Origin of the sequence: Streptomyces sp. NBC_01013, from assembly GCF_045162765.1 — a bacterium.
GTDB lineage: Bacteria > Actinomycetota > Actinomycetes > Streptomycetales > Streptomycetaceae > Streptomyces.
In genome coordinates, this window is the sequence record NZ_CP108687.1 from 5,533,668 (window position 1) to 5,553,458 (window position 19,791).

The 19,791-nt window shown below is 70.0% G+C and carries 15 protein-coding genes and 1 tRNA gene; 12 read left to right on the forward strand and 4 right to left on the reverse strand.

The genetic code is table 11. The features are described 5' to 3' along the window. The first annotated feature begins 119 nt into the window (after nucleotides 1-119). The 4 genes from OG538_RS24090 (at nucleotide 120) to OG538_RS24105 (ending at nucleotide 5,903) form a co-directional block, all read left to right on the forward strand. Nucleotides 120-2,780 carry an alpha/beta fold hydrolase gene (locus OG538_RS24090; protein WP_406096841.1) on the forward strand — a complete coding sequence of 887 codons (2,661 nt, stop codon included), beginning with the start codon at nucleotides 120-122 and terminating at the stop codon, nucleotides 2,778-2,780. Then, complete coding sequence (locus OG538_RS24095; protein ID WP_406096843.1) at nucleotides 2,777-3,655, forward strand: ABC transporter permease; 879 nt, start codon at nucleotides 2,777-2,779, stop codon at nucleotides 3,653-3,655. The genes OG538_RS24090 and OG538_RS24095 overlap by 4 nt, the downstream gene beginning before the upstream one ends. A 133-nt stretch (nucleotides 3,656-3,788) precedes the next feature. Beyond that, on the forward strand, nucleotides 3,789-5,366 hold the full coding sequence (locus OG538_RS24100; RefSeq protein WP_406096845.1) for a von Willebrand factor type A domain-containing protein: 1,578 nt from the start codon (nucleotides 3,789-3,791) through the stop codon (nucleotides 5,364-5,366). Between the two features lie 90 nt (nucleotides 5,367-5,456). Continuing rightward, on the forward strand, nucleotides 5,457-5,903 hold the full coding sequence (locus OG538_RS24105; protein WP_406096847.1) for a DUF1772 domain-containing protein: 447 nt from the start codon (nucleotides 5,457-5,459) through the stop codon (nucleotides 5,901-5,903). Nucleotides 5,904-5,922: 19 nt separating this feature from the next. On the opposite strand, the gene OG538_RS24110 is transcribed toward OG538_RS24105, so the two are convergent. After that, nucleotides 5,923-6,237, reverse strand: a complete 315-nt coding sequence (locus tag OG538_RS24110; protein ID WP_406096849.1) for an L-rhamnose mutarotase — start codon at nucleotides 6,235-6,237, stop codon at nucleotides 5,923-5,925. Between the two features lie 512 nt (nucleotides 6,238-6,749). On the opposite strand from OG538_RS24110, the gene OG538_RS24115 reads away from it, so the two are divergent. Continuing rightward, entirely contained in the window at nucleotides 6,750-7,820 is a 1,071-nt protein-coding gene (locus tag OG538_RS24115) for a hypothetical protein (RefSeq protein ID WP_406096851.1), read from the forward strand. Between the two features lie 85 nt (nucleotides 7,821-7,905). Here OG538_RS24115 and OG538_RS24120 read toward each other — a convergent pair whose 3' ends face one another. Next, entirely contained in the window at nucleotides 7,906-8,568 is a 663-nt protein-coding gene (locus OG538_RS24120; protein ID WP_406096853.1) for a hypothetical protein, read from the reverse strand. 26 nt (nucleotides 8,569-8,594) lie between these two features. Between OG538_RS24120 and OG538_RS24125 the strand changes: the two genes are divergently transcribed. Continuing rightward, nucleotides 8,595-9,050 carry a hypothetical protein gene (locus OG538_RS24125; RefSeq protein WP_406096854.1) on the forward strand — a complete coding sequence of 152 codons (456 nt, stop codon included), beginning with the start codon at nucleotides 8,595-8,597 and terminating at the stop codon, nucleotides 9,048-9,050. Between the two features lie 201 nt (nucleotides 9,051-9,251). Here the strand turns inward: OG538_RS24125 and OG538_RS24130 are convergent. Continuing rightward, nucleotides 9,252-9,324 (reverse strand) — tRNA-Arg (locus OG538_RS24130). A 319-nt stretch (nucleotides 9,325-9,643) separates the two neighbouring features. Here OG538_RS24130 and OG538_RS24135 point away from each other — a divergent pair. The 4 genes from OG538_RS24135 to OG538_RS24150 all read left to right on the forward strand — a co-directional run bounded on the left by OG538_RS24135 (nucleotide 9,644) and on the right by OG538_RS24150 (nucleotide 15,592). Next, nucleotides 9,644-11,296, forward strand: a complete 1,653-nt coding sequence (locus OG538_RS24135; protein ID WP_406100279.1) for a dynamin family protein — start codon at nucleotides 9,644-9,646, stop codon at nucleotides 11,294-11,296. Then, entirely contained in the window at nucleotides 11,293-13,227 is a 1,935-nt protein-coding gene (locus OG538_RS24140) for a GTP-binding protein (RefSeq protein WP_406096856.1), read from the forward strand. Before OG538_RS24135 ends, OG538_RS24140 begins: the two co-directional genes overlap by 4 nt. Before the next feature lie 103 nt (nucleotides 13,228-13,330). Then, entirely contained in the window at nucleotides 13,331-13,909 is a 579-nt protein-coding gene (locus tag OG538_RS24145) for a single-stranded DNA-binding protein (RefSeq protein WP_406096858.1), read from the forward strand. 234 nt (nucleotides 13,910-14,143) lie between these two features. Continuing rightward, complete coding sequence (locus OG538_RS24150) at nucleotides 14,144-15,592, forward strand: Cys-Gln thioester bond-forming surface protein (RefSeq protein ID WP_406096860.1); 1,449 nt, start codon at nucleotides 14,144-14,146, stop codon at nucleotides 15,590-15,592. Nucleotides 15,593-15,737: 145 nt separating this feature from the next. Here the strand turns inward: OG538_RS24150 and OG538_RS24155 are convergent, their stop codons facing one another. Continuing rightward, nucleotides 15,738-16,574 (reverse strand): hypothetical protein, encoded by an 837-nt coding sequence (locus OG538_RS24155; protein ID WP_406096862.1) that lies wholly within the window; start codon nucleotides 16,572-16,574, stop codon nucleotides 15,738-15,740. A gap of 787 nt (nucleotides 16,575-17,361) precedes the next feature. On the opposite strand from OG538_RS24155, the gene OG538_RS24160 reads away from it, so the two are divergent. Beyond that, a complete protein-coding gene (locus OG538_RS24160; protein WP_406096864.1) occupies nucleotides 17,362-17,892 on the forward strand; it encodes a hypothetical protein in 531 nt (176 codons plus the stop codon). A gap of 232 nt (nucleotides 17,893-18,124) precedes the next feature. Then, a complete protein-coding gene (gene ettA / locus OG538_RS24165; RefSeq protein ID WP_326662158.1) occupies nucleotides 18,125-19,789 on the forward strand; it encodes an energy-dependent translational throttle protein EttA in 1,665 nt (554 codons plus the stop codon). The last annotated feature ends 2 nt before the right edge of the window (nucleotides 19,790-19,791 follow it).

The window sequence follows — 19,791 nt, forward strand, 5'->3', positions numbered from 1 at the left end:
GCGCGGGGGGCATACCGCGTGCGGAGTACGCCGACGGAGCTCCGTACGCCCAAAGGATGCCGGGGACCTCCGCCTGACGGCAGCGTGGGCGGGGCGGCGCCCCGCATAGGCTCGACAGCATGGAGACCCCTATTGCGCGTACGTCCCGGTGGCGGCGCCTGCTGCCCCGCGCCCGCGGCCGGTGGGCCGCGGGTATCGCCGCGCTCGTCGTGCTCGCCGGGGCGGGCACCTGGACCGCCGTGGCCGATGACAGCGCGCCCGCCGTGCACCGCCAGGATCGGATGATGCGCGTCGACGGGGTGTCCGTCGACACCTCGTACTACACCACCGGTGGCACCGGGCGCCGGCCCGCGGTGCTCATCGGTCACGGCTTCGGCGGCAGCAAGGCCGAGACCCGGGCGCAGGCCGAGCAACTGGCCGCCGACGGCTACGCCGTCATGACCTGGTCCGCGCGCGGCTTCGGCAGGTCCGGTGGCAAGATCTCGCTCAACGCCCCCGACCACGAGGTCAGGGACGTCTCCCGGCTGATCGACTGGCTCGCCGCCCGCCCCGAAGTGCTGCTCGACGGCAAGGGCGACCCCCGCGTCGGGATCACCGGCGCCTCCTACGGCGGCGCGGTCTCGCTCCTCGCCGCCGGGTACGACCAGCGCGTCGATGCCATCGCCCCGGAGATCACCTACTGGAACCTCGCCGACGCCCTCTTCCCCGACGGGGTGTTCAAGAAGCTCTGGGCCGGCATCTTCGTCACCACCGGCGGCGGCTGCGAGAACTTCGAGAAGCGGCTCTGCGACATGTACGAGAGGGTCGCCGTGAGCGGCAAGCCGGACGCCGCCGCGCGCGCCCTGCTCACCGAGCGGTCCCCGAGCGCCGTCGCCGACCGCATCAAGGTCCCCGCGCTCATCGTGCAGGGGCAGACCGACTCCCTCTTCCCGCTCGGCCAGGCCGACGCCATGGCGAAGGCCATCAAGGCCAACGGCGCACCCGTCTCCGTCGACTGGATCGCCGGCGGACACGACGGCGGCGACAGGGAGACCGGCCGGGTGCAGAAGCGGGTCGGGGACTGGTTCGACCGCTATCTGAAGAAGGACGAGAGCGCCGCCACCGGCCCCGCCTTCCGCGTCACCCGTACCGGCGGCATCGACTCCACCGACGGGGCCGCGCTCACCCGGGGCGCGAGCAGCGACACCTATCCGGGGCTGCGCAGCGGCCCGGAGCGCATCGAACTGCGAGGTGGCGAGCAGAAGTTCCGCAACCCCGCCGGAGCCAACCCGCCCGCCATCTCCGCCGTTCCTGGCGTCGGCGGTGGCCTCGCGCAGCTGTCCACCCTCGGTGTCGGGCTCTCCGTCGACTTCCCCGGGCAGTACGCCCGCTTCGAGTCCGCCCCGCTGACCGCCTCCCGGCGCATCACCGGCTCACCCACCGTCCGCGTCAACGTGACGGCGGGACAGGGCGACGCGGTGCTGTTCGGCAAGGTGTACGACGTGTCGCCGGACGGGAAGCAGCAGGTGCTCCCCTCCCAGCTCGTCGCCCCCTACCGGATCACCCCCGAGCAGCAGGGCAGACCCCTGGAGCTGACGCTGCCCGCCGTCGACCACGAACTCGACTCGGGTCACCGCCTGCGCCTCGTGCTGGCCGCCACCGACCTCGGTTACGCGTCACCGGCCGCGCCCACCACCTACACCGTCTCCCTCGACGGCCCGCTCACCCTGCCCACCGCCCCCGGCCTGAAGACCGCCGCGGCCGCCCTGCCCTGGTGGACCTGGGGGCTCCCCGTCGCCGCAGCGGTGATCGCGGCGGCCCTGCTGCTCACCACCCGGCGCCGCACCGCCACGCCCGCCCCCGACCCCGCACTCACCGACGTACCGCTGCAGATCACCGGCCTGTCGAAGAAGTACGCCAAGTCCGCCGACCGGTACGCGGTCAGGGAACTGTCCTTCCGCGTGGAGAAGGGACAGGTGCTCGGACTGCTGGGGCCGAACGGCGCCGGCAAGACCACCACGCTGCGCATGCTCATGGGGCTCATCACGCCCGACGACGGCGAGATCCGCGTCTTCGGACGGGCCATCCGGCCCGGTGCGCCCGTGCTGTCCCGCGTCGGGGCGTTCGTCGAAGGGGCCGGCTTCCTGCCGCACCTGTCCGGCCGCGCCAACCTGGAGCTGTACTGGCAGGCCACCGGACGGCCCGCCGAGGACTCGCACATCGAGGAGGCCCTGGAGATCGCCGGGCTCGGCGACGCACTGGCCAGGGCCGTGCGCACGTACTCGCAGGGCATGCGGCAACGTCTCGCCATCGCCCAGGCCATGCTCGGGATGCCGGACCTCCTCATCCTGGACGAGCCGACCAACGGGCTCGACCCGCCCCAGATCCGCGAGATGCGGGACGTGATGATCCGGTACGCGGCCGGCGGCCGTACCGTCATCGTCTCCAGCCACCTCCTGTCCGAGGTCGAGCAGTCCTGCACCCACCTGGTGGTCATGGACCGCGGCCGGCTCGTCCAGGCCGGACCCGTCGCCGAGATCACCGGCTCCGGCGACATGGTGCTGGTCACCTCCGCCGAGGAGATCACCGAACCGCTCGTCGAGAAGATCGCTGTGCTCGCGGGGATCGGATCCGCCGTCCGTACCGACGACGGGCACGGCCTGCTCGTCCGGCTCGACGGCGCCACCTCGCCGCAGCTCGTCACCGAACTGGTGCGCCTGGACATGCCGTTGACCGGCGTCGGACCGCACCGCCGCCTGGAGGACGCGTTCCTCACCCTCATCTCCGGAGGCTCCGCATGAGTACCGCAGCCGAAGTCGCCGAAGCACCCGAGGCGCCCGGATACCGTGCCCGGCGCACCCTTCCGCTGCGTGTCGAGGCGGTACGCCAGCTGCGCAGGCGGCGCACCCTGCTGATGGGCGGGGTGCTGGGCGCGCTGCCCTTCATCCTGATCATCGCGTTCGCGATCGGTGGCACCCCGGACGGCGGGCCCGGGGGCGGCGACCGGCTCACCCTGATGGACACCGCGACCGCGTCCGCCGCCAACTTCGCGGCGACCTGCCTGTTCGTCTCTGCCGGCTTCCTGCTGGTGGTTCCGGTGGCGCTGTTCTGCGGCGACACCGTGGCCTCCGAGGCAAGTTGGTCCTCGCTGCGCTATCTGCTGGCGGCGCCGGTGCCCCGGGCCAGGCTGCTGTGGAGCAAGCTCGTCGTGGCGCTCGGCTTCAGCCTCGCCGCGATGGTGCTGCTGCCGCTCGTCGCGCTGGCCGCGGGGGCCGCCGCGTATGGCTGGGGACCGCTCGAACTGCCCACCGGCGGGGCACTGGCGACGGGGGACACCGTGCCGAGGATCGCGCTCGTCGTCGCCTTCATCTTCGTGTCGCAACTCGTCACCGCGGGGCTGGCGTTCTGGCTGTCGACCAGGACGGACGCCCCGCTCGGCGCGGTCGGCGGGGCGGTCGGGCTGACCATCGTCGGCAATGTGCTGGACGCGGTCACCGCGCTCGGCTCCTGGCGCGACTTCCTGCCCGCCCACTGGCAGTTCGCGTGGGCCGACGCGCTCCAGCCCGACCTGGAGTGGGCCGGCATGGCGAAGGGCACGGCCATCTCGGTGACGTATGCCCTGATCCTGTTCGCCTTCGCCTTCCGGGGGTTCAGCCGTAAGGACATCGTGTCCTGACCTTGACATTCCGCCGGATGTCCGTGCGCCGTTGCCGCATCGAGACGGTTCCGCAACCCCTTCGAGGGCTCCGACGCCCCTGCTCGCACGTCACATTCACCAGTGGTGACACGACGACGCTGGGGGCCGAAGGATGAAACGCCGGACGAGGACGTACCGAAGCACCGTGGGCCTGTTCCTCGCGGGGGGCGTACTGCTCACCGCCTGCTCGGGGGGCGGGACGAGCGACAGGAGTGCCGCCGAGAGCGGCAAACGGGCGGCCGGTCCCGCACCGGCCGCACCCGGCGGGGCGGCCGCGGACGCGGCGCAGCCCGCGGACGGCGCGGAGAAGGCGGACGGGCTGAGGGAATCCATCGCGCCCGACTACCTGTCCACGTTCGCGCTGGACGTGGACACCGCCTCGTACGGATACGCGCGCCGTACCCTCGCCGACGGCAGGCTGCCGGGCCCGGAGACCGTACGGCCGGAGGAGTTCGTCAACAGTTTCCGCCAGGGCTATCACCGCCCTGCCGGCAACGGCTTCTCCGTCTCCGTGGACGGCGCGAGCGCCGGCTCCGGGGGCTGGTCGCTGGTACGGGTCGGCCTGGCCACCAAGGCGGCGCCGAGCAGTGCCGAACGGCCGCCCGCCGCCCTCACATTCGTCGTCGACATCTCCGGTTCGATGGCCTCGTCCGACCGCCTCGGACTCGTGAAGACCTCGCTGGGCATCCTCACCGACGAACTGCGCGACGACGACTCGGTCTCCCTGGTCACCTTCAGCGACGAGGCGAGGACCGTCCTGCCGATGACCCGGCTGCGGGACCACCGGGGGCGGATCCACGAGGCCGTCGACTCCATGGAACCCGCCGACTCCACCAACGTGGGGGCAGGCGTCCGGCGCGGTTACGAGGAAGCCGTCGAGGGCCACCGCAAGGGCGCCAACAACCGCGTCGTCCTGCTCTCCGACGCACTCGCCAACACCGGCGAGACCGACGCCGAGGCGATCCTCGAACGGATCGACTCCGCCCGCCGCGACTACGGCATCACCCTCTTCGGGGTCGGCGTGGGCAGCGACTACGGCGACGCCTTCATGGAACAGCTCACCAACAAGGGTGACGGTCACACCACGTACATCGCCGACGAGGAACAGGCCCGCAAGGTGTTCGTCGACCAGTTGCCCGCACACCTCGAACTGACGGCGCGTGACGCGAAGGCACAGGTCGCCTTCGACCCGAAGACCGTGGAGAAGTTCAAGCTGATCGGTTACGAGGACCGCAAGGTCGCCGACGACGACTTCCGCAACGACAGCGTGGACGGCGGCGAGATCGGCCCCGGCCACACGGTGACGGCGCTCTACGCCGTACGCCTGCGGGACGGCGCCTCCGGCCGTGTCGCCACCGCCACGGTGCGCTGGATGGACCCCAAGTCCCGGGCGGCGCACGAGGAGACCGGATCGGTCGGGACCGGGGGGATCGACGGCAAGCTGTGGGGCGGCAGGAGCATCCGGCTTCAAGTGACGGCCGCGGCCGCCTACTTCGCGGACAACCTGCGCGGCGGCACGCTGCCGGGCGCGCCCGGGCTCGGTGAACTCGCCACGAAGGTAGACGAACTGGCCCGGAGCACCGAGGACGACTCGGTGGCGAAACTGGCCACCGCGATCGGCCGGGCGGACCGCCTGAAGGGCGGCCGCGCCGACACAGGTGCGGGCGCGGACGAGGGCGAGATGGACTGAGCGGCGCCCCGCCGCGCCGCAGCGGGAGCCGGTCGTACAGCCCTGCGCATACGGGCTGTACGACCGGCCGCGCCGCGCCATGATGAGCCCATGGACTCCCTGTTCCTGACTCTCGCCGTGATCACGACCGGCCTCTACGCAGGCTTCATGCTGACGTTCCTCATCGCGATCATGCCCGGACTCGCCGCCCTGCCCGACGAGGGCTTCACCACGGCGATGCGCCGCTTCAACGAGAAGGTCCCCGGGCCCGTCTTCCTCGTCCTGTTCCTCGGCGTGATCGCCTTCCCGGCCGTCGCGGTCTTCACCGAGTACGGCGACGACGGGTGGCCGCTGGTCGCCGTGGCGCTGGCGTGCGCCGTCGTCTCCCACCTGATGACGATCGCCGGCAACATCCCGCTGAACACCGGGCTGGCCGAGTCCGAGGGCGGCGACGACAGTGCGGCCCGTACCGCGTTCGAGACCCGGTGGAACGCCCTCCACCGCTTCCGTACCGCACTCTCGCTCGCCGCCTTCGTCCTGCTGGCCGCGGCGGGCTGAGCGCGGCTCCGCGGGCGCGTCACGCCAGGTGGAACACCTCGGTGAGCGGCACCATGGCCTCGTCCGCCGCCTCCGGCTGCTCGAAGAATTCCGCCATGTCACGCTGCCACCGCTCGTTCACCTCGGTCGCGGCCATCGCCTCGCGGGCCGCGTCGAAGTCCTCCGTCTCCAGATAGCCGACCAGCAGCCCGTCCTCGCGCAGGAAGAGCGAGTAGTTGTGCCAGCCCGCCTCGGAGAGGGCGGCGAGCATGTCCGGCCAGACCGAGGCATGACGCTCGCGATACTCGTCGACGCGGTCCTTGCGGACGTTCAGCAGAAAGCAGACGCGCTGCATGATCGGGACCCCCGGGCGGGTGGGCGCGCCGGTAGCGAGACCGCAGGGCGCACGGACTGAAAGGTTTCAACCTGACTCGTCGAAAGCTAGACGGGCGGCCGGTGTGGGGTCAATGGGGGGCGGCTTCTGTTTCTTACACGGTCGCTACGCCGCCTTCGCTACCGTGCGGTGACCTGCCGAAAAGACCCTCCCGGGGGAGGGCCTGGCATGGGCTGGGCTGATGCGCCCCCGGCAGGACTCGAACCTGCGGCCAAGCGCTTGAGAAGAGAGTGACTTTCTCTGAACGGCGCGGGTCTCTGACCCGCCAAGTAGTGGTAGGCGCCAATCCGCCGACCCGCTCGGCACCGCGCATTCACCGGAAGGCACTATTCCGTCTGCTGTACGCGGGCCTGAGGGCAGGGCGTTGCGTAGTGGGTGCGAGGTGGTGGCCCCACCCCTGCACCCAAGTAGGTGCCGCTCGGGTAATTCTCAAAACCCTGCTGCGCAAGCCCTCGCCTTGTCAGGATGTGCGCATGGACACTTCACCCGCCCTGCCGGATCCTCTCCGCGCGATCATCTTCGACGCTAACGCGCTCGGCAACGGACTACCGCACCTGGGGAAGGTGCGGCGGATCGCGGCCCTGGCAGCAGACGCAGGAGTCGAGACATGGATTCCGGAGCTCGTGGCCCTGGAGTGGGCGGAGCACCTAGTCCGCGAGGTCGAGGCATTCCGCGTCGCAGCGAAGTCCGCAGTGAAGGTGATGTCTGCGGCAGGCATCAAGGTGCAGCCCCCCGTACTCCCTTCGGATGGCCAGGTTGTCGCCGAGGACTTTCTCAGGGAGCTGGAAGCCGTGCCGGGCGTCACGATGGTGGGGCTAAGCGGAGACGCGGCACGCGCTGGACTGAGGGACCAGGTCATGCAGACTGGGCCCGGCCGGAAAAAGCAGGGAGTCAAGACCGGTGGTTCCGACTCCGCCTGGCTGCGGGACGTCCTGGTAAAGGCCGGTGGCTCGTTCGACGATGTCGCCCTGCTCAGCCAGGACGGCGATGTTCAGGCCGCCTGCAAGGCTCTTCGGGTGGCTCCTCCCCAGATGATGAACTGGAAGGACTTCAACCAGGCGCTGTTCAGGCTGGTGGAGAGGCCGCAGGTACTGGAGCGCAGGATCACCCACTACTTCTCCTCGCTGGTGGACTACTCAAAGGGGACTCATCACGACTGGGCCGAACCGGAGATGGACCTCGGCGGCTTCGAGGCCGATGAGGAGCTCCTGCTGGCCGACAGCTACCAACACCAGCCCGAACTGAATGACGTCACCCTGAGCCGGGTGTACGAGGTGCTCGATGTGTCGGACATCCGCATGGAGTACGCGACGACAAGCAAGGAGCCCGGCGATGACCCTCGAAACGCCACGCTGGAGGCGACCGTAGCGTTCCGTGCCGACCTAAACGTCTCTACCTATGAACTCACAGTGGATGGCGGCGTAGAGATGGGTTCTCACCCCGTAGACGACGTACGCGTGACCAGTTCGCTCATCATCGAAGTCTCCGAAGGAGAAATCCGCTCGTACGAGCCGGTCGATAGCTCCCGCGTGACGCGTATGTGACCTTGTCCTCGCTGGGTGAGGCATGGCTCCGCTACCCGATCGGCTGTCGTAGATCATTTACGGGACAGCCTTGGTCTTCTGGTGGCTAATGCAGTGCTGTCGGCGACACCGCGCGGCCGATCCCGGTGTCGACAACCGCCGAGTACGCGGGTATCTCCAGCTTGGAGAGGGATACCCAAGCAGCGAGAGCCAGCTGGGTCAGACCAGGTAGGGATTGCGCGTGGATTGCACCACGAGAGCGACTCTGCGCGAGGTTCCGCGGTTGCCAGTCGCCGGATGTACGTCGCCGGCGACTGTTCAACGGCGGTGCCGTTGCCACCTGTAGGGCGTGCTCAAGTGCGAGGCCGCAGACCGTGGGGCCCATCTCCTCGACCAACGAGTGTTCGTTTACAGGTGCTTCGGGAAGCAGCAGTGGCCAGCGGATCACCACCACCCTCTCCCAAAGTTCGGGTGGCACCGTGTTGGCCAGGTGGTGGCTCTCACCCACCGGCAGGTCCCGCAGACGGCGCTCGGCCTCCTGCGTCTGCCCTACGTAGCAAAGTCCCGCACCAGCGGCGAATACCCCGTAGAGGGCGGGTCCTGTGATGGCAGGGCCCGCTCCATGCGCCTCGGTCAACAGGGCTCCGACTCGATGAGCGAACTGAAAGCGCCGCTCCTGCCACCGAGCAAGCAGTGTGGGATCCGCCAGCAGGGTCGTCAGAGACGTTCGCCAACCGCGGTAGGCATCGTCGTAGGTCTGATCGTCCACGCACCGCAGCGTAGACCTTGGCTCAGGTGGTGATCAGGCAAGCCACTGCCGTGAACTGGTACGACTCCGCTCTCCAGTTCACCGACCTCCAATGGGGTCGGACGGCCCGTCTCCCATCAGGCGGGCGCGAGCACATCAAGGCCGAGGACCTGAAGCCGAGCGATCTGCTGTTCCAGGGGGAGAGGGGCGAGCTGCTCGCAGGCTCCGTCATTCGTCGGGCCTGGCGATCCGCTCGTGTGAAGGTCCTCACCCCTGATGAGTTCGCCTCACCCTTGGGCAAGTGGGTGTACGACCTGCGGCACACGCGGCTGACCAAGTGGCTCAACGATGGCATTCCGCCGGCGCAGGTCGCGGAGTGGGCAGGGAACAGCGTGCCGATCCTGCTGGCCATCTACGCCCGCTGTGTGTCCGGTCGGCTCTCCGAGCTCAAGAAGCGAATGGAAGCGGGTGAGGACCTCCCCGAGCTGCCTGACGCGGGCTGACGGGGGCACGGAGAACTTCACCGTGCATTCACCGTGGCCACCCGTAGAAACCCGGTGACAGCCGGACAGTGCCGGACCGCCCTCACAGCCGCCCGAGGTCGGTCCGGCGCTTACGCGACCTCTACGAGAAACCCTCTAGGGTGCGTCTGACCAGCAAAAAGGCCCTCCGGGGTGGAGGGCCTCAAAGTGGTGTGCGCTGTGCGCCCCCGGCAGGACTCGAACCTGCGGCCAAGCGCTTAGAAGGCGCCTGCTCTATCCACTGAGCTACGGGGGCCGGGTGTGGGCCTCGATGGCCTGGAGCCCTGGGGACCCGGGTGGTCCGTGACCTTGCCGGGACAAGGATAGGGCTCCGATCGTCTCGGCCCGGTTGCTTCACCTGCGTGGCACGATGTGGAGGTTCGGTGAAGCGAGACGATAATCGCAGGTAGGTGCGATTCATGCACCGCTTTTGACGCCTCGCGCCCCGGGTGTTGTGCACTCGTTATGCCTGCGCCCCACTCGCCCCCTCTGTCCGGACGGGGGAACCGGCGCGCAGAGGTGGCTATACGCTTCAAAAAGGCGCCAAAATTGGGCATTCTTCGCATGTGGTGACCTTGGACGTACGGCCTCAGCTCATCGACGCACTTTCCGCCCTGCGCGACCGTGTCGCTGCCGTGCGTCTTCCACTCCCGCTCCCAGGAGCCCCACGAGCCCGGCAGACCAGGATCGAGCTGCTCGCTCAGCTCGACGACTACCTGCTGCCCCGGCTCAAGGACCCCGAGGCGCCCCTGCTCGCCGTCATCGGGGGATCCACCGGTGCGGGCAAGTCGACGCTCGTCAACTCCCTCGTCGGACGCCGGGTCAGCGAGGCCGGGGTGCTGCGGCCGACCACGCGGACACCCGTGCTCGTCTGCCATCCGGATGATCACCACTGGTTCGCCGACATCCGCGTGCTGCCGCAGCTCACCCGGGTCTGGCTGGCGCCCGAGGAGTCCGCCGACCCCGGCCAGTGCGACGACCTCGACGGACCCGACGGGAATGCGGCCGAGGAAGGGACCGCGCTGCGCGTCGAGACCGCCACCGGGCTGCCGCGTGGTCTCGCCCTGCTGGACGCCCCCGACATCGACTCGCTCGTCGTACGCAACCGGGTCCTGGCCGCCGAACTCATCTGCGCGGCAGACATCTGGGTCATGGTCACCACCGCCTCCCGCTACGCCGACGCCGTACCGTGGCATCTGCTCCGCACGGCCAAGGAATACGACGCCTCCCTCGTCACCGTCCTCGACCGGGTGCCGCACCAGGTGATCGCGGAGGTGTCACGGCAGTACGGCGCGCTCCTGACCAAGGCCGGGCTCGGCGAGGTGCCGCGCTTCACCATCCCCGAACTGCCCGAGTCGGCCGGCGGCGGCAGCGGACTGCTGCCCACCACCGCCGTCGCCCCGCTGCGCGCCTGGCTCACCCACCGCGCACAGGACCCGGCGGCCCGTCAGCAGGCGGTCGGGCGGACGGCGGCCGGGGTCATCAACTCCCTCGACGTCCGGATGCCGGCCCTGGCCGGAGCCGTCGCGGCGCAGTACGCGGCCGCCGTACGGCTGACCGGTGTGGTGGAGGACGCGTACGGCAAGGAGGGCGCCCGCGTCAGGAAGCGGCTCCAGAACGGCGGGGCGCTCGCCGGGGACGCCCGCACCCGCTGGCGCGGCTACCCGCTCTACAGCACCTCGGAGGAGGTGCTCGACGCACTCGTGGACTCCCTCGCCGCACTCCTGGAGTGCGCCGTGGCCGCCGCCGACGAAACGATCCGCGCGACCTGGCGGCGGGAACCCGCGGCCGGGCTCTTCCCCTACGAGGCGGCAGGCCGGGAAGCCGGCGGGTGGGGGCCCGCCGAGGACATCCGCGGCCGGATCGCCATGACCGTACGGAGGTGGCGCCGCGTCCTGGAGGAACTGGCGGAGGAGGAGCTGCGCCTCATGGAACGCAACACCGCGCCCGACCCCGAGACCGTCGCGGCGCTCCTTGCCGCCGCCCTCCTCGGCGGACGCCGGGCCCGTACCGCCGGAGAGCAACTGGCCGAACGCATCGGCGTCCAGGGCGCCCTGCGGCTCCGCGACAAGGGCGGCGAACTGCTCACCACCTACCTCGACCACGTGCTCGGCGGCGAACGCGACCGCCGGCTCGCGCCGCTGGACGCGCTGGACGTGACCCCCGAACCGCAGGCCGAACTGATCGCCGCGCTGTCCGTACTGCAGAAGGAGAGGTGGCAGCGATGACTGCCGTCACTGACGAAGGTCCGGGACAGAGCCGGGGACGGACCCGGCCCCAAGAGCCCGAATCCGGGCGGAGCCCGGACGGCGGGACCGCCGCCGGCGAGGGCCCCGGGCGGGACCGGGAAGAGCCGCACGGGGGCTGGGACGACGGACTCATCGCCCGCCGGGCCGCAGCCGAGGAGGCCGCGCCCGACCGGGCCCCCGTGACGGTCCAGGAGGACGACGTACGGCCCCAGGTCGAGGCGTACGTGCCCTCCGGCAGCCCGCTCAGCCCGCGCCTGGACGCCCTGCGCGAACTCGTCGGCCTTTCCAGGGCCCGGCTCGACCGGACCGCCCTCGCCGAGGCGGGACGGGTGCTGGACGAGGCCGCGGCCCGGCAGCGGCTCTCCTCCCGCCACACGGTGGTGGCCATCGCGGGGGCGAGTGGCAGCGGCAAGTCGACCCTCTTCAACTCCCTCGCGGGCGCCCAGATCTCCGAGACCGGCCTCCGCAGGCCCACCACGGCCGCACCCCTTGCCTGTTCCTGGACGGACGGCGCCGCGGGGCTCCTGGACCGGCTCGCCATCCCCGGACGGCTCAGGCGCAGGCCGCAGGCGGGCGCTACCGCAGCCGACGAGGCGCTCCAGGGCCTCGTCCTGGTCGATCTGCCCGACCACGACTCGGCGGCGAGGGGGCACCGCGACCAGGTGGACCGGGTACTGGCGCTCGTCGACGCGGTGATCTGGGTGGTGGACCCGGAGAAGTACGCCGACGCGGCCCTGCACGAGCGCTATCTGCGGCCGCTCGCCGGTCATGCGGAGGTCACCTTCGTGGTCCTCAACCAGATCGACCGGCTGCCGGGCGAGGCCGCCGACCAGGTCCTGGACGACCTGCGCCGGCTCCTCGACGAGGACGGCATGGCCCTCGGCGAACACGGCGACCCCGGCGCCACCGTCCTGTCCCTGTCCGCGCTCACCGGTGACGGAGTGGGCGAACTGCGCGAACTGCTCGGCCGGTTCGTCCAGGACCGCACGGCGGCCACCCGCCGTCTCTCCGCGGACGTGGACGCCGCCGCGGCCAGGCTCCGCCCGGTGTACGTGGCCGAGGGGCGGCCGGGACTGGGGGAGCGGGCCCGGGAGGAGTTCACCGACCGTCTCGCGGAAGCCGTGGGTGCCTCCGCCGCCGGGCAGGCGGCCGAACGCGAATGGCGCCGCAACGCCGGACGGGCGTGCGGGACGCCGTGGCTGCGGCTGTGGCGCTGGTACGAGTCCACCCGGCGACCCGGCGGCTTGGACCACGGCGCATTCACCGCGCCGCCCGAGGAACAGCTCACCGCACGCCAACGGGTCGAACAAGCCGTGCGCACAGTGGCCGACGACGCCGCGGACGGGCTGCCCGGACCGTGGGCGCAGGCGGTGCGCGAGGCCGCGGTGCACGGGGCCCAGGGTCTGCCCGAGGCGCTCGACGAACTGGCCGGGCGGGCCGTGGGGACGGACGGCCGGGACGCGGACGCCGACAGCGACGCGGACGGCGCGGCGACGGGTGTCCGAGGAGGCGCGGCCCACGCTCACGCGGGCCGCGGTACGAAGCCCCCACGGCCGGCGTGGTGGCCCGCGGCCGTACTGGCCCAGGTGGCCATGACGCTGCTGCAGATCTTCGGGGGACTGTGGCTGGCCGGTCAGATCATCGGCGTACTGCAGCCCGGGCTGCTGACGCCCGCTCTGGTGATGCTGGCGGGCATCATCGGCGGTCCGCTGGTGGAGTGGTCGTGCGCGGCGGCCGCCCGGGGGCCCGCGCGGCGGTACGGCCAGGAGGCCGAGCGAAGGCTGCGCGAGGCGGCGGCGGCCTGTGGGCGGGCCCGGGTGCTCGATCCGGTGTCGGCGGAGCTGGTGCGCTACCGGGAGGTGCGCGAGCGCTTCGTGGCGGTGACGGAGTTTTCCACAACGGGCCGTTAGTCCACAGGCCTCAGCAGGAATTCCGCCTCCCCTTCAGCATGGGATCAGTGACCGGACGCAAGGGCGTGGTCACCGATATCCGGACCGAAGGGGAGGCGGAGTCATGAACGAGACCTTGGTGACGCTGGTGGGGAACGCGGCGACCGGTGTGGAGTTCCGGGAGACCGCGAGCGGGGGAATGGCGCGATTCCGGTTCGCGGTGACGCCGCGCCGATGGGACCGGGAGAAGCAACTCTGGTCGGACGGACACACCAGCTTCTACACCGTGTGGGCGTGGCGCGCCCTGGCATCGAACCTGACGGGTTCCGTGGCAGTGGGGGAGCCCTTGGTGGTGCACGGCAGGCTGAAGGTGCGCGAGGAGGAACGGGAGGGGCAGCGCCGGACCTTCGTGGACATCGAGGCGGTGGCGGTGGGACACGATCTGACCCGGGGGACGTCGGCGTTCCGACGCGTGGTCAGGGGTGAGCCGGGGCTGACGGCACGCAGCGGCGGTCGGGAGGCCGGTGAGCCGGACCAGTGGACCGTGCGAGACCGCCCGGCGGGTGGCGAACAGCCCGCGGAGCAGGCGGAGCCACGGGCTGCGGAGCGCGTGCCCGCCGTGACCGACCGGACGAAGGTTCCTGCTACGAGGCGTCGGACGGCGCGTCAGAAGTCCGCTGCGGAGCTGGTGTCGGCGCCCTGACGGTCTGGCCCACGCGGAAGGCGCAGGTCGCTTCGCGGCCCGACTCCCGTCTCCCGCTGGGGCGATACCCGGGATAACGATTCCGATTCGGAATGGTTGTCGGACGGTATGACGGGGGACCGTGCTTCGTTCAGTCCTTAGGATTCCTCAGTACTCACAGGGCACTTGAGTGGGCTGGCGGGACATTCCCCACACGCGTACCGGACGCGAGGGGCTCGCCCGGAGGGGAATTCTGTGTTTTCTGCTTCTTCAGCGACCGTCTTGTCATCCACGAGGACGGCCAACACCCGACGACCCCGGGGCGTAGCCCGGCTGGCCGCCTCGGTGGTGGCATCAGGCCTGGTCATGGCCGGCGCCCTCACCGGGGCGGGTGGCGCGATGGCCGACGAGGCACCCCAGCACCTGGGAGGTGCGACCGCGACCCTGGACGGGCTGAAGACGTTCGACACCGCGGTCCTCCACGCGGACGGCGAGGAGCAGAAGCTGCCCGCCGGCCTCTTCGAGATGACCGTCGACGGCGGCGGCAAGTTCAAGACGTACTGCATCGACATCCACAACCCCACTCAGGACCGGGCCGAGTACCTGGAGACGCCCTGGAGCCAGACGTCGCTCGGCACGAACAAGGACGCCGGCAAGATCCGCTGGATCCTGGAGCACTCGTACCCGAAGATCGACGACCTCCAGGCACTCGCCGAGGAGGCCGGCACGGGCCCGCTCAGCGAGCAGACCGCGGCAGCCGGCACCCAGGTCGCCATCTGGCGCTACTCGGACGACGCCGACGTGACCGCATCCGACAAGCAGGCGGAGAAGCTCGCCGACTGGCTGCAGACCTCCGCCACCGACACCGCCGAACCCAAGGCGTCCCTCGCCCTGGACCCGGCCGTGGTGTCCGGCCGCTCCGGTGAGCGCGTCGGCCCCGTCACCGTCCGCACCAACGCCGGACAGGTCTCCGTGACCCCGCCCGCCGACTCCGCCAGCGGTGTCCGCATCACCGACAAGAAGGGCAAGGCCGTCACCACGGCCGCCAACGGTTCACAGCTCTACTTCGACATCCCGGCAGGCGCCGCCGACGGCTCCGCCTCCCTGACGGTCCAGACCACCACCTCGGTCCCCGTCGGCCGGGCCTTCGCCGGTGCCACCAAGAGCCAGACCCAGATCCTGGCCGGCTCCAGTGACTCCACGGTCTCCGCGAGCGCCTCGGCGACCTGGGCCGGCAAGGGCGCGATCCCGGCGGTCACCGCGAAGAAGAACTGCGCCAAGGGCGGCGTCGACGTCACCACGAGCAACAAGGGCGACGAGGCCTTCACCTACGAACTGGCCGGGGCTGAGCACACGGTCGGGCCCGGCAAGTCCGAGACGGTGACCGTGCCGGTCGCCGAGGACCAGGCGTACGACTTCACCGTCACCGGCCCCGCCGGGTTCACCCGGACGTTCAAGGGCGTCCTGGACTGCCTGACCACCACGACCAGCAACGACGGCCTCACGACCCAGACCGCTGACCAGCCCACCACGACCACTGCCACGGCCGGCGGCAGCACGACCGGCGTCGAGGGCAACCTGGCCGAGACCGGAAGCTCCAACGCCACCCCGATCATCGCGGCCGTCGCGATCGGCCTGGTCGTCATCGGCGGCGGCGGGGTCTTCCTCCTCCGCCGGCGCAAGGGCCAGCCCTCCGGCGAGTGACGAACGGCAGGCGCACGGTCACCCGTCGCTGATCACGGCCCCGGTCACGCTTCGGCGTACCGGGGCCTTCGCCTGTCGCGACCTCATCGTCCGGGACCGGGGACTCCTGGGCGCTCGACGTAATGGGGTACCCGCCGGTGAGGGCTCACGGGCGCTCGAAGTACTGGAGCACCCCTCCGGCGGAGAAGCAGACTGCTCCGGTGAGGGTGCCCCAGTTGGCGATGTCGACGTTCACGAGGCTTCCCGTGGCGGGGCGGGTGAAGTCGGCCAGTGCCGCGCCCAGGAAGAGCACGGACCCGAGTTGGTTGATCGCGACGATCCACCAGCCGAGATCGCGGGGACGGATTCCCGGCCGGCCATGGCAGACCTCGACCAGGGCGAAATGCCCCGAGAGAAGGAACAGGGTGCACCCCACCATGTCGGGGGCCCACACAAGCCTGTTCACCTGCTGCACCGAAAGCCCCTGCAACAAGGAACTCAGCAGGTTGATGCCGAACACCAGCGTTCCCACGAACAGCAGGAAGGTGCTCAGCCAGTCGATCCGGCCGGGCTCGTAGCTCCACCATCTCCAGTGCCGGGCGGCAAGCGCCCCGATGCCGTCGTCCCGGCGAGGAGCGTTGACTGCCTGAAGCAGCGACACATAGCCGCCCGCGTTGAAGAACAGGCCGCCGACGAAGTAGATCCAGGCACCCGTCGCGCCGCTCGTGCCGAACTGCGCCACCGCTGCCCCGGCGGCGAACAAGCCCCCGCCCACCGCGAACGCACCCGCCGCCATGGCGTTCAGCCTGCGGAGGCGGCCGACCGACGAGCTGTCCGCCGGCCGGGAGCGGGGCTCGGTCTCACCTGCTGCCCGCACAGTGAGCAGCCCGCGCTTGCGCGCCGGCCGCGACTCCCAGACCGCGGTGCCGCCATCGCTGAGGCGCCAGGTCAGTCGTGTCGTGAAGGGCCCCGCACCCTCAGCGGTTCGCTCGATTCGGCTCACTGCTCGACCCTAGCCGTTTGGTGGGCATTCATCCCTTATGCGGCTCGGCCTCCCGCAGGAATGGCGGGGCCCTTTCGCCGGGCAGGCCCGGCTGTGGCAGCCCAACCGCGGACGTCAGCGGACCATCAGGGCAGGTGGCAGGCGGAGCAGCCCAAGGATGGCGAGCATCCCAAGTTGCTTCGGGACGCAGAGGCCCACCCCTTGAGGGTTGGACCCAAGGTTCAGATTGGTATGACCTTTGATGCCCGAGGTATTCATGCCCGACTACGCATGCCGCCTGGAGCAGGCGAGGTAGCGTTTGCTGGAGGCCGTGGGCAGCGATGCGGATATCGAAGCGGGGGCGTGAAGGACCTTGGAGTCACTCGGGTACGCCCTTGCCGCCGTGGTGTGGGGCGGCGTCGGCATGGCCCTACTCGCAGGCGTGGCCGCCACGGTGCTGGCGGTCAGGTGGCGTCGGCGCGCCATAGCGGCTCTGGAAGGCGAAGAGCTGGCTGTCGAAGGGCGTCAAGCCCCGGCCCGGTCTGACGTCTCCCCGTGACATCGGCGGTGCCACCGCCGACAGTCCCGCCCGAGGCCGTCATGAGGGTGGGCCGCTCGGCGGACAGCTGACATCGTCGAGCCCGCCGCCCTGTGCGAGATCGTTTACGAGATCCCGGTCAGTCGGCACTAGTTTTTGGACGGGCGCCAACTTGGCTGTGTGCCTCAGTTGGCGTCGAACGCCGAGCGGGCTTCAAGGGCCGAGCGGAACGGGGGATGGCTGCGAGCTGTCCGAGGGAGGGCGGGAACCGTGACTGCGAACAGTGAGAGGGAGCGCTGGGAGTGGGTGCCTGGGGTCAGTGTGGGGCCCTTGCGGTTCGGGATGAGTCCGGCCGATGTCGCCGTTGCGCTCCAGGTCCTCGCCCCGCAGCAACGGGTTGGCGGACCGTACTCACAGGAGAACTTCGCCGACGGGGTGAAGGTCTTTTACGACGACGACGACGACGACGACGGGGGCGGGCTGGCGTGCGTGTCCTTGGATGCGTTTGTGGGCCCTCAGGCCTTCCTCGCCGGTGTGGCGCTGGCCGGCCGCGATCCCGAGAAGGCGCACCAGTTCCTCCTGGACCACGCTTCGGAGCACGGAAACTGCTTGCTCTACACGCCCGACGACTCCCTTGCCTTGACCGATCTCGGGTTGCTTCTGCGGACTCAGCGGGTCGGCGACGTGCTTTTGTCGCGGCCGCTCTTCGTGATCGAGGAGTGGCTCGAATCGGAGTACTACCGCGACCGTCTCCCGCTGGAAGGCGTCCCGATCGTGCACGTATGGAACGAGCCTTCGTAAGGCGACTCGCACGTGATTCTGCTGTGGCGTCTCCGTCAGCCCTGGGCCGTCTGTGGGCCGTGCGACGCCGCCAAGGGCCGGCAACCAGCGACCGACAGTGACAGTCCAGCTACCGGGGCTCGGCCGGAACCCCCAGGTCAGGCCCACCCGCCGATACGGGTTTCCGTCAAGAGGTAGCCGTCAGGCAAGATGGGGTGTATCTGCCCACTCATCGATTGCCGGACGGTTTCTCTTGGCTGAGTACATCTACACGATGCGCAAGACACGCAAGGCGCACGGCGACAAGGTCATCCTTGACGACGTCACGCTGAGCTTCCTGCCCGGCGCGAAGATCGGTGTGGTGGGTCCGAACGGTGCCGGTAAGTCCACGGTGCTGAAGATCATGGCGGGCCTGGAGCAGCCGTCCAACGGGGACGCCTTCCTGTCGCCCGGGTTCAGTGTCGGCATCCTCATGCAGGAGCCCCACCTCGACGAGTCCAAGACCGTTCTGGAGAACGTGCAGGACGGCGCCGCCGAGATCATGGGCAAGCTGAAGCGCTTCAACGAGGTCGCCGAGCTCATGGCGACCGACTACTCCGACGCGCTCATGGACGAGATGGGCAAGCTCCAGGAGGACCTGGACCACGCCAACGCGTGGGACCTGGACGCTCAGCTGGAGCAGGCCATGGACGCGCTGGGCTGCCCGCCCGGCGACTGGCCCGTCACCAACCTCTCCGGTGGTGAGAAGCGCCGCGTCGCGCTCTGCAAGCTCCTCATCGAGGCGCCCGACCTGCTGCTCCTCGACGAGCCCACCAACCACCTCGACGCCGAGTCGGTGAACTGGCTGGAGCAGCACCTCTCGAAGTACGCGGGCGCCGTGGTCGCCGTCACCCACGACCGGTACTTCCTGAACAACGTCGCCGAGTGGATCCTCGAGCTCGACCGCGGCCGCGCCATCCCCTACGAGGGCAACTACTCCACGTACCTGGAGAAGAAGGCCACCCGCCTCAAGGTCGAGGGCCGCAAGGACGAGAAGCGGCAGAAGCGGCTCAAGGAAGAGCTGGAGTGGGTGCGGTCGAACGCCAAGGGGCGTCAGACCAAGTCCAAGGCGCGTCTCGCTCGCTACGAGGAGATGGCGGCCGAGGCGGACAAGATGCGGAAGCTGGACTTCGAGGAGATCCAGATTCCGCCGGGCCCGCGGCTCGGCTCCATCGTCGTCGAGGTCGAGAACCTCTCGAAGGCCTTCGGCGACAAGGTCCTCATCGACGACCTGTCGTTCACGCTGCCGCGCAACGGCATCGTCGGCATCATCGGTCCGAACGGCGCGGGCAAGACCACGCTGTTCAAGATGATCCAGGGACTGGAGGCGCCGGACACCGGCTCCATCAAGGTCGGCGACACGGTCAAGATCTCGTACGTCGACCAGAGCCGCGCCAACATCGACCCGAAGAAGACCCTCTGGGCGGTCGTCTCGGACGAGTTGGACTACATCAACGTCGGTCAGGTCGAGATGCCGTCGCGGGCGTACGTCTCCGCGTTCGGCTTCAAGGGCCCGGACCAGCAGAAGCCGGCCGGTGTGCTCTCCGGTGGTGAGCGCAACCGCCTCAACCTGGCCCTGACGCTCAAGGAGGGCGGCAACCTGCTGCTCCTCGACGAGCCCACCAACGACCTCGACGTCGAGACCCTCTCCTCGCTGGAGAACGCCCTTCTGGAGTTCCCGGGTGCGGCCGTGGTCATCTCCCACGACCGTTGGTTCCTGGACCGGGTCGCCACGCACATCCTGGCGTACGAGGGCGAGTCCAAGTGGTACTGGTTCGAGGGCAACTTCGAGTCGTACGAGAAGAACAAGGTCGAGCGTCTCGGTGCGGATGCTGCCCGCCCGCACCGTGCCACGTACAAGAAGCTCACGCGAGGCTGATC

Excerpts from the sequence above, each read along its gene's own strand:
- OG538_RS24105 (WP_406096847.1), top strand. The coding sequence starts at position 5,457 with ATGGACTCCCTGTTCCTGACTCTCGCCGTGATCACGACCGGCCTCTAC.
- OG538_RS24140 (WP_406096856.1), top strand. The coding sequence starts at position 11,293 with ATGACTGCCGTCACTGACGAAGGTCCGGGACAGAGCCGGGGACGGACC.
- OG538_RS24145 (WP_406096858.1), top strand. The coding sequence starts at position 13,331 with ATGAACGAGACCTTGGTGACGCTGGTGGGGAACGCGGCGACCGGTGTG.
- OG538_RS24110 (WP_406096849.1), bottom strand. The coding sequence starts at position 6,237 with ATGCAGCGCGTCTGCTTTCTGCTGAACGTCCGCAAGGACCGCGTCGAC.
- OG538_RS24115 (WP_406096851.1), top strand. The coding sequence starts at position 6,750 with ATGGACACTTCACCCGCCCTGCCGGATCCTCTCCGCGCGATCATCTTC.
- OG538_RS24100 (WP_406096845.1), top strand. The coding sequence starts at position 3,789 with ATGAAACGCCGGACGAGGACGTACCGAAGCACCGTGGGCCTGTTCCTC.
- OG538_RS24095 (WP_406096843.1), top strand. The coding sequence starts at position 2,777 with ATGAGTACCGCAGCCGAAGTCGCCGAAGCACCCGAGGCGCCCGGATAC.
- OG538_RS24090 (WP_406096841.1), top strand. The coding sequence starts at position 120 with ATGGAGACCCCTATTGCGCGTACGTCCCGGTGGCGGCGCCTGCTGCCC.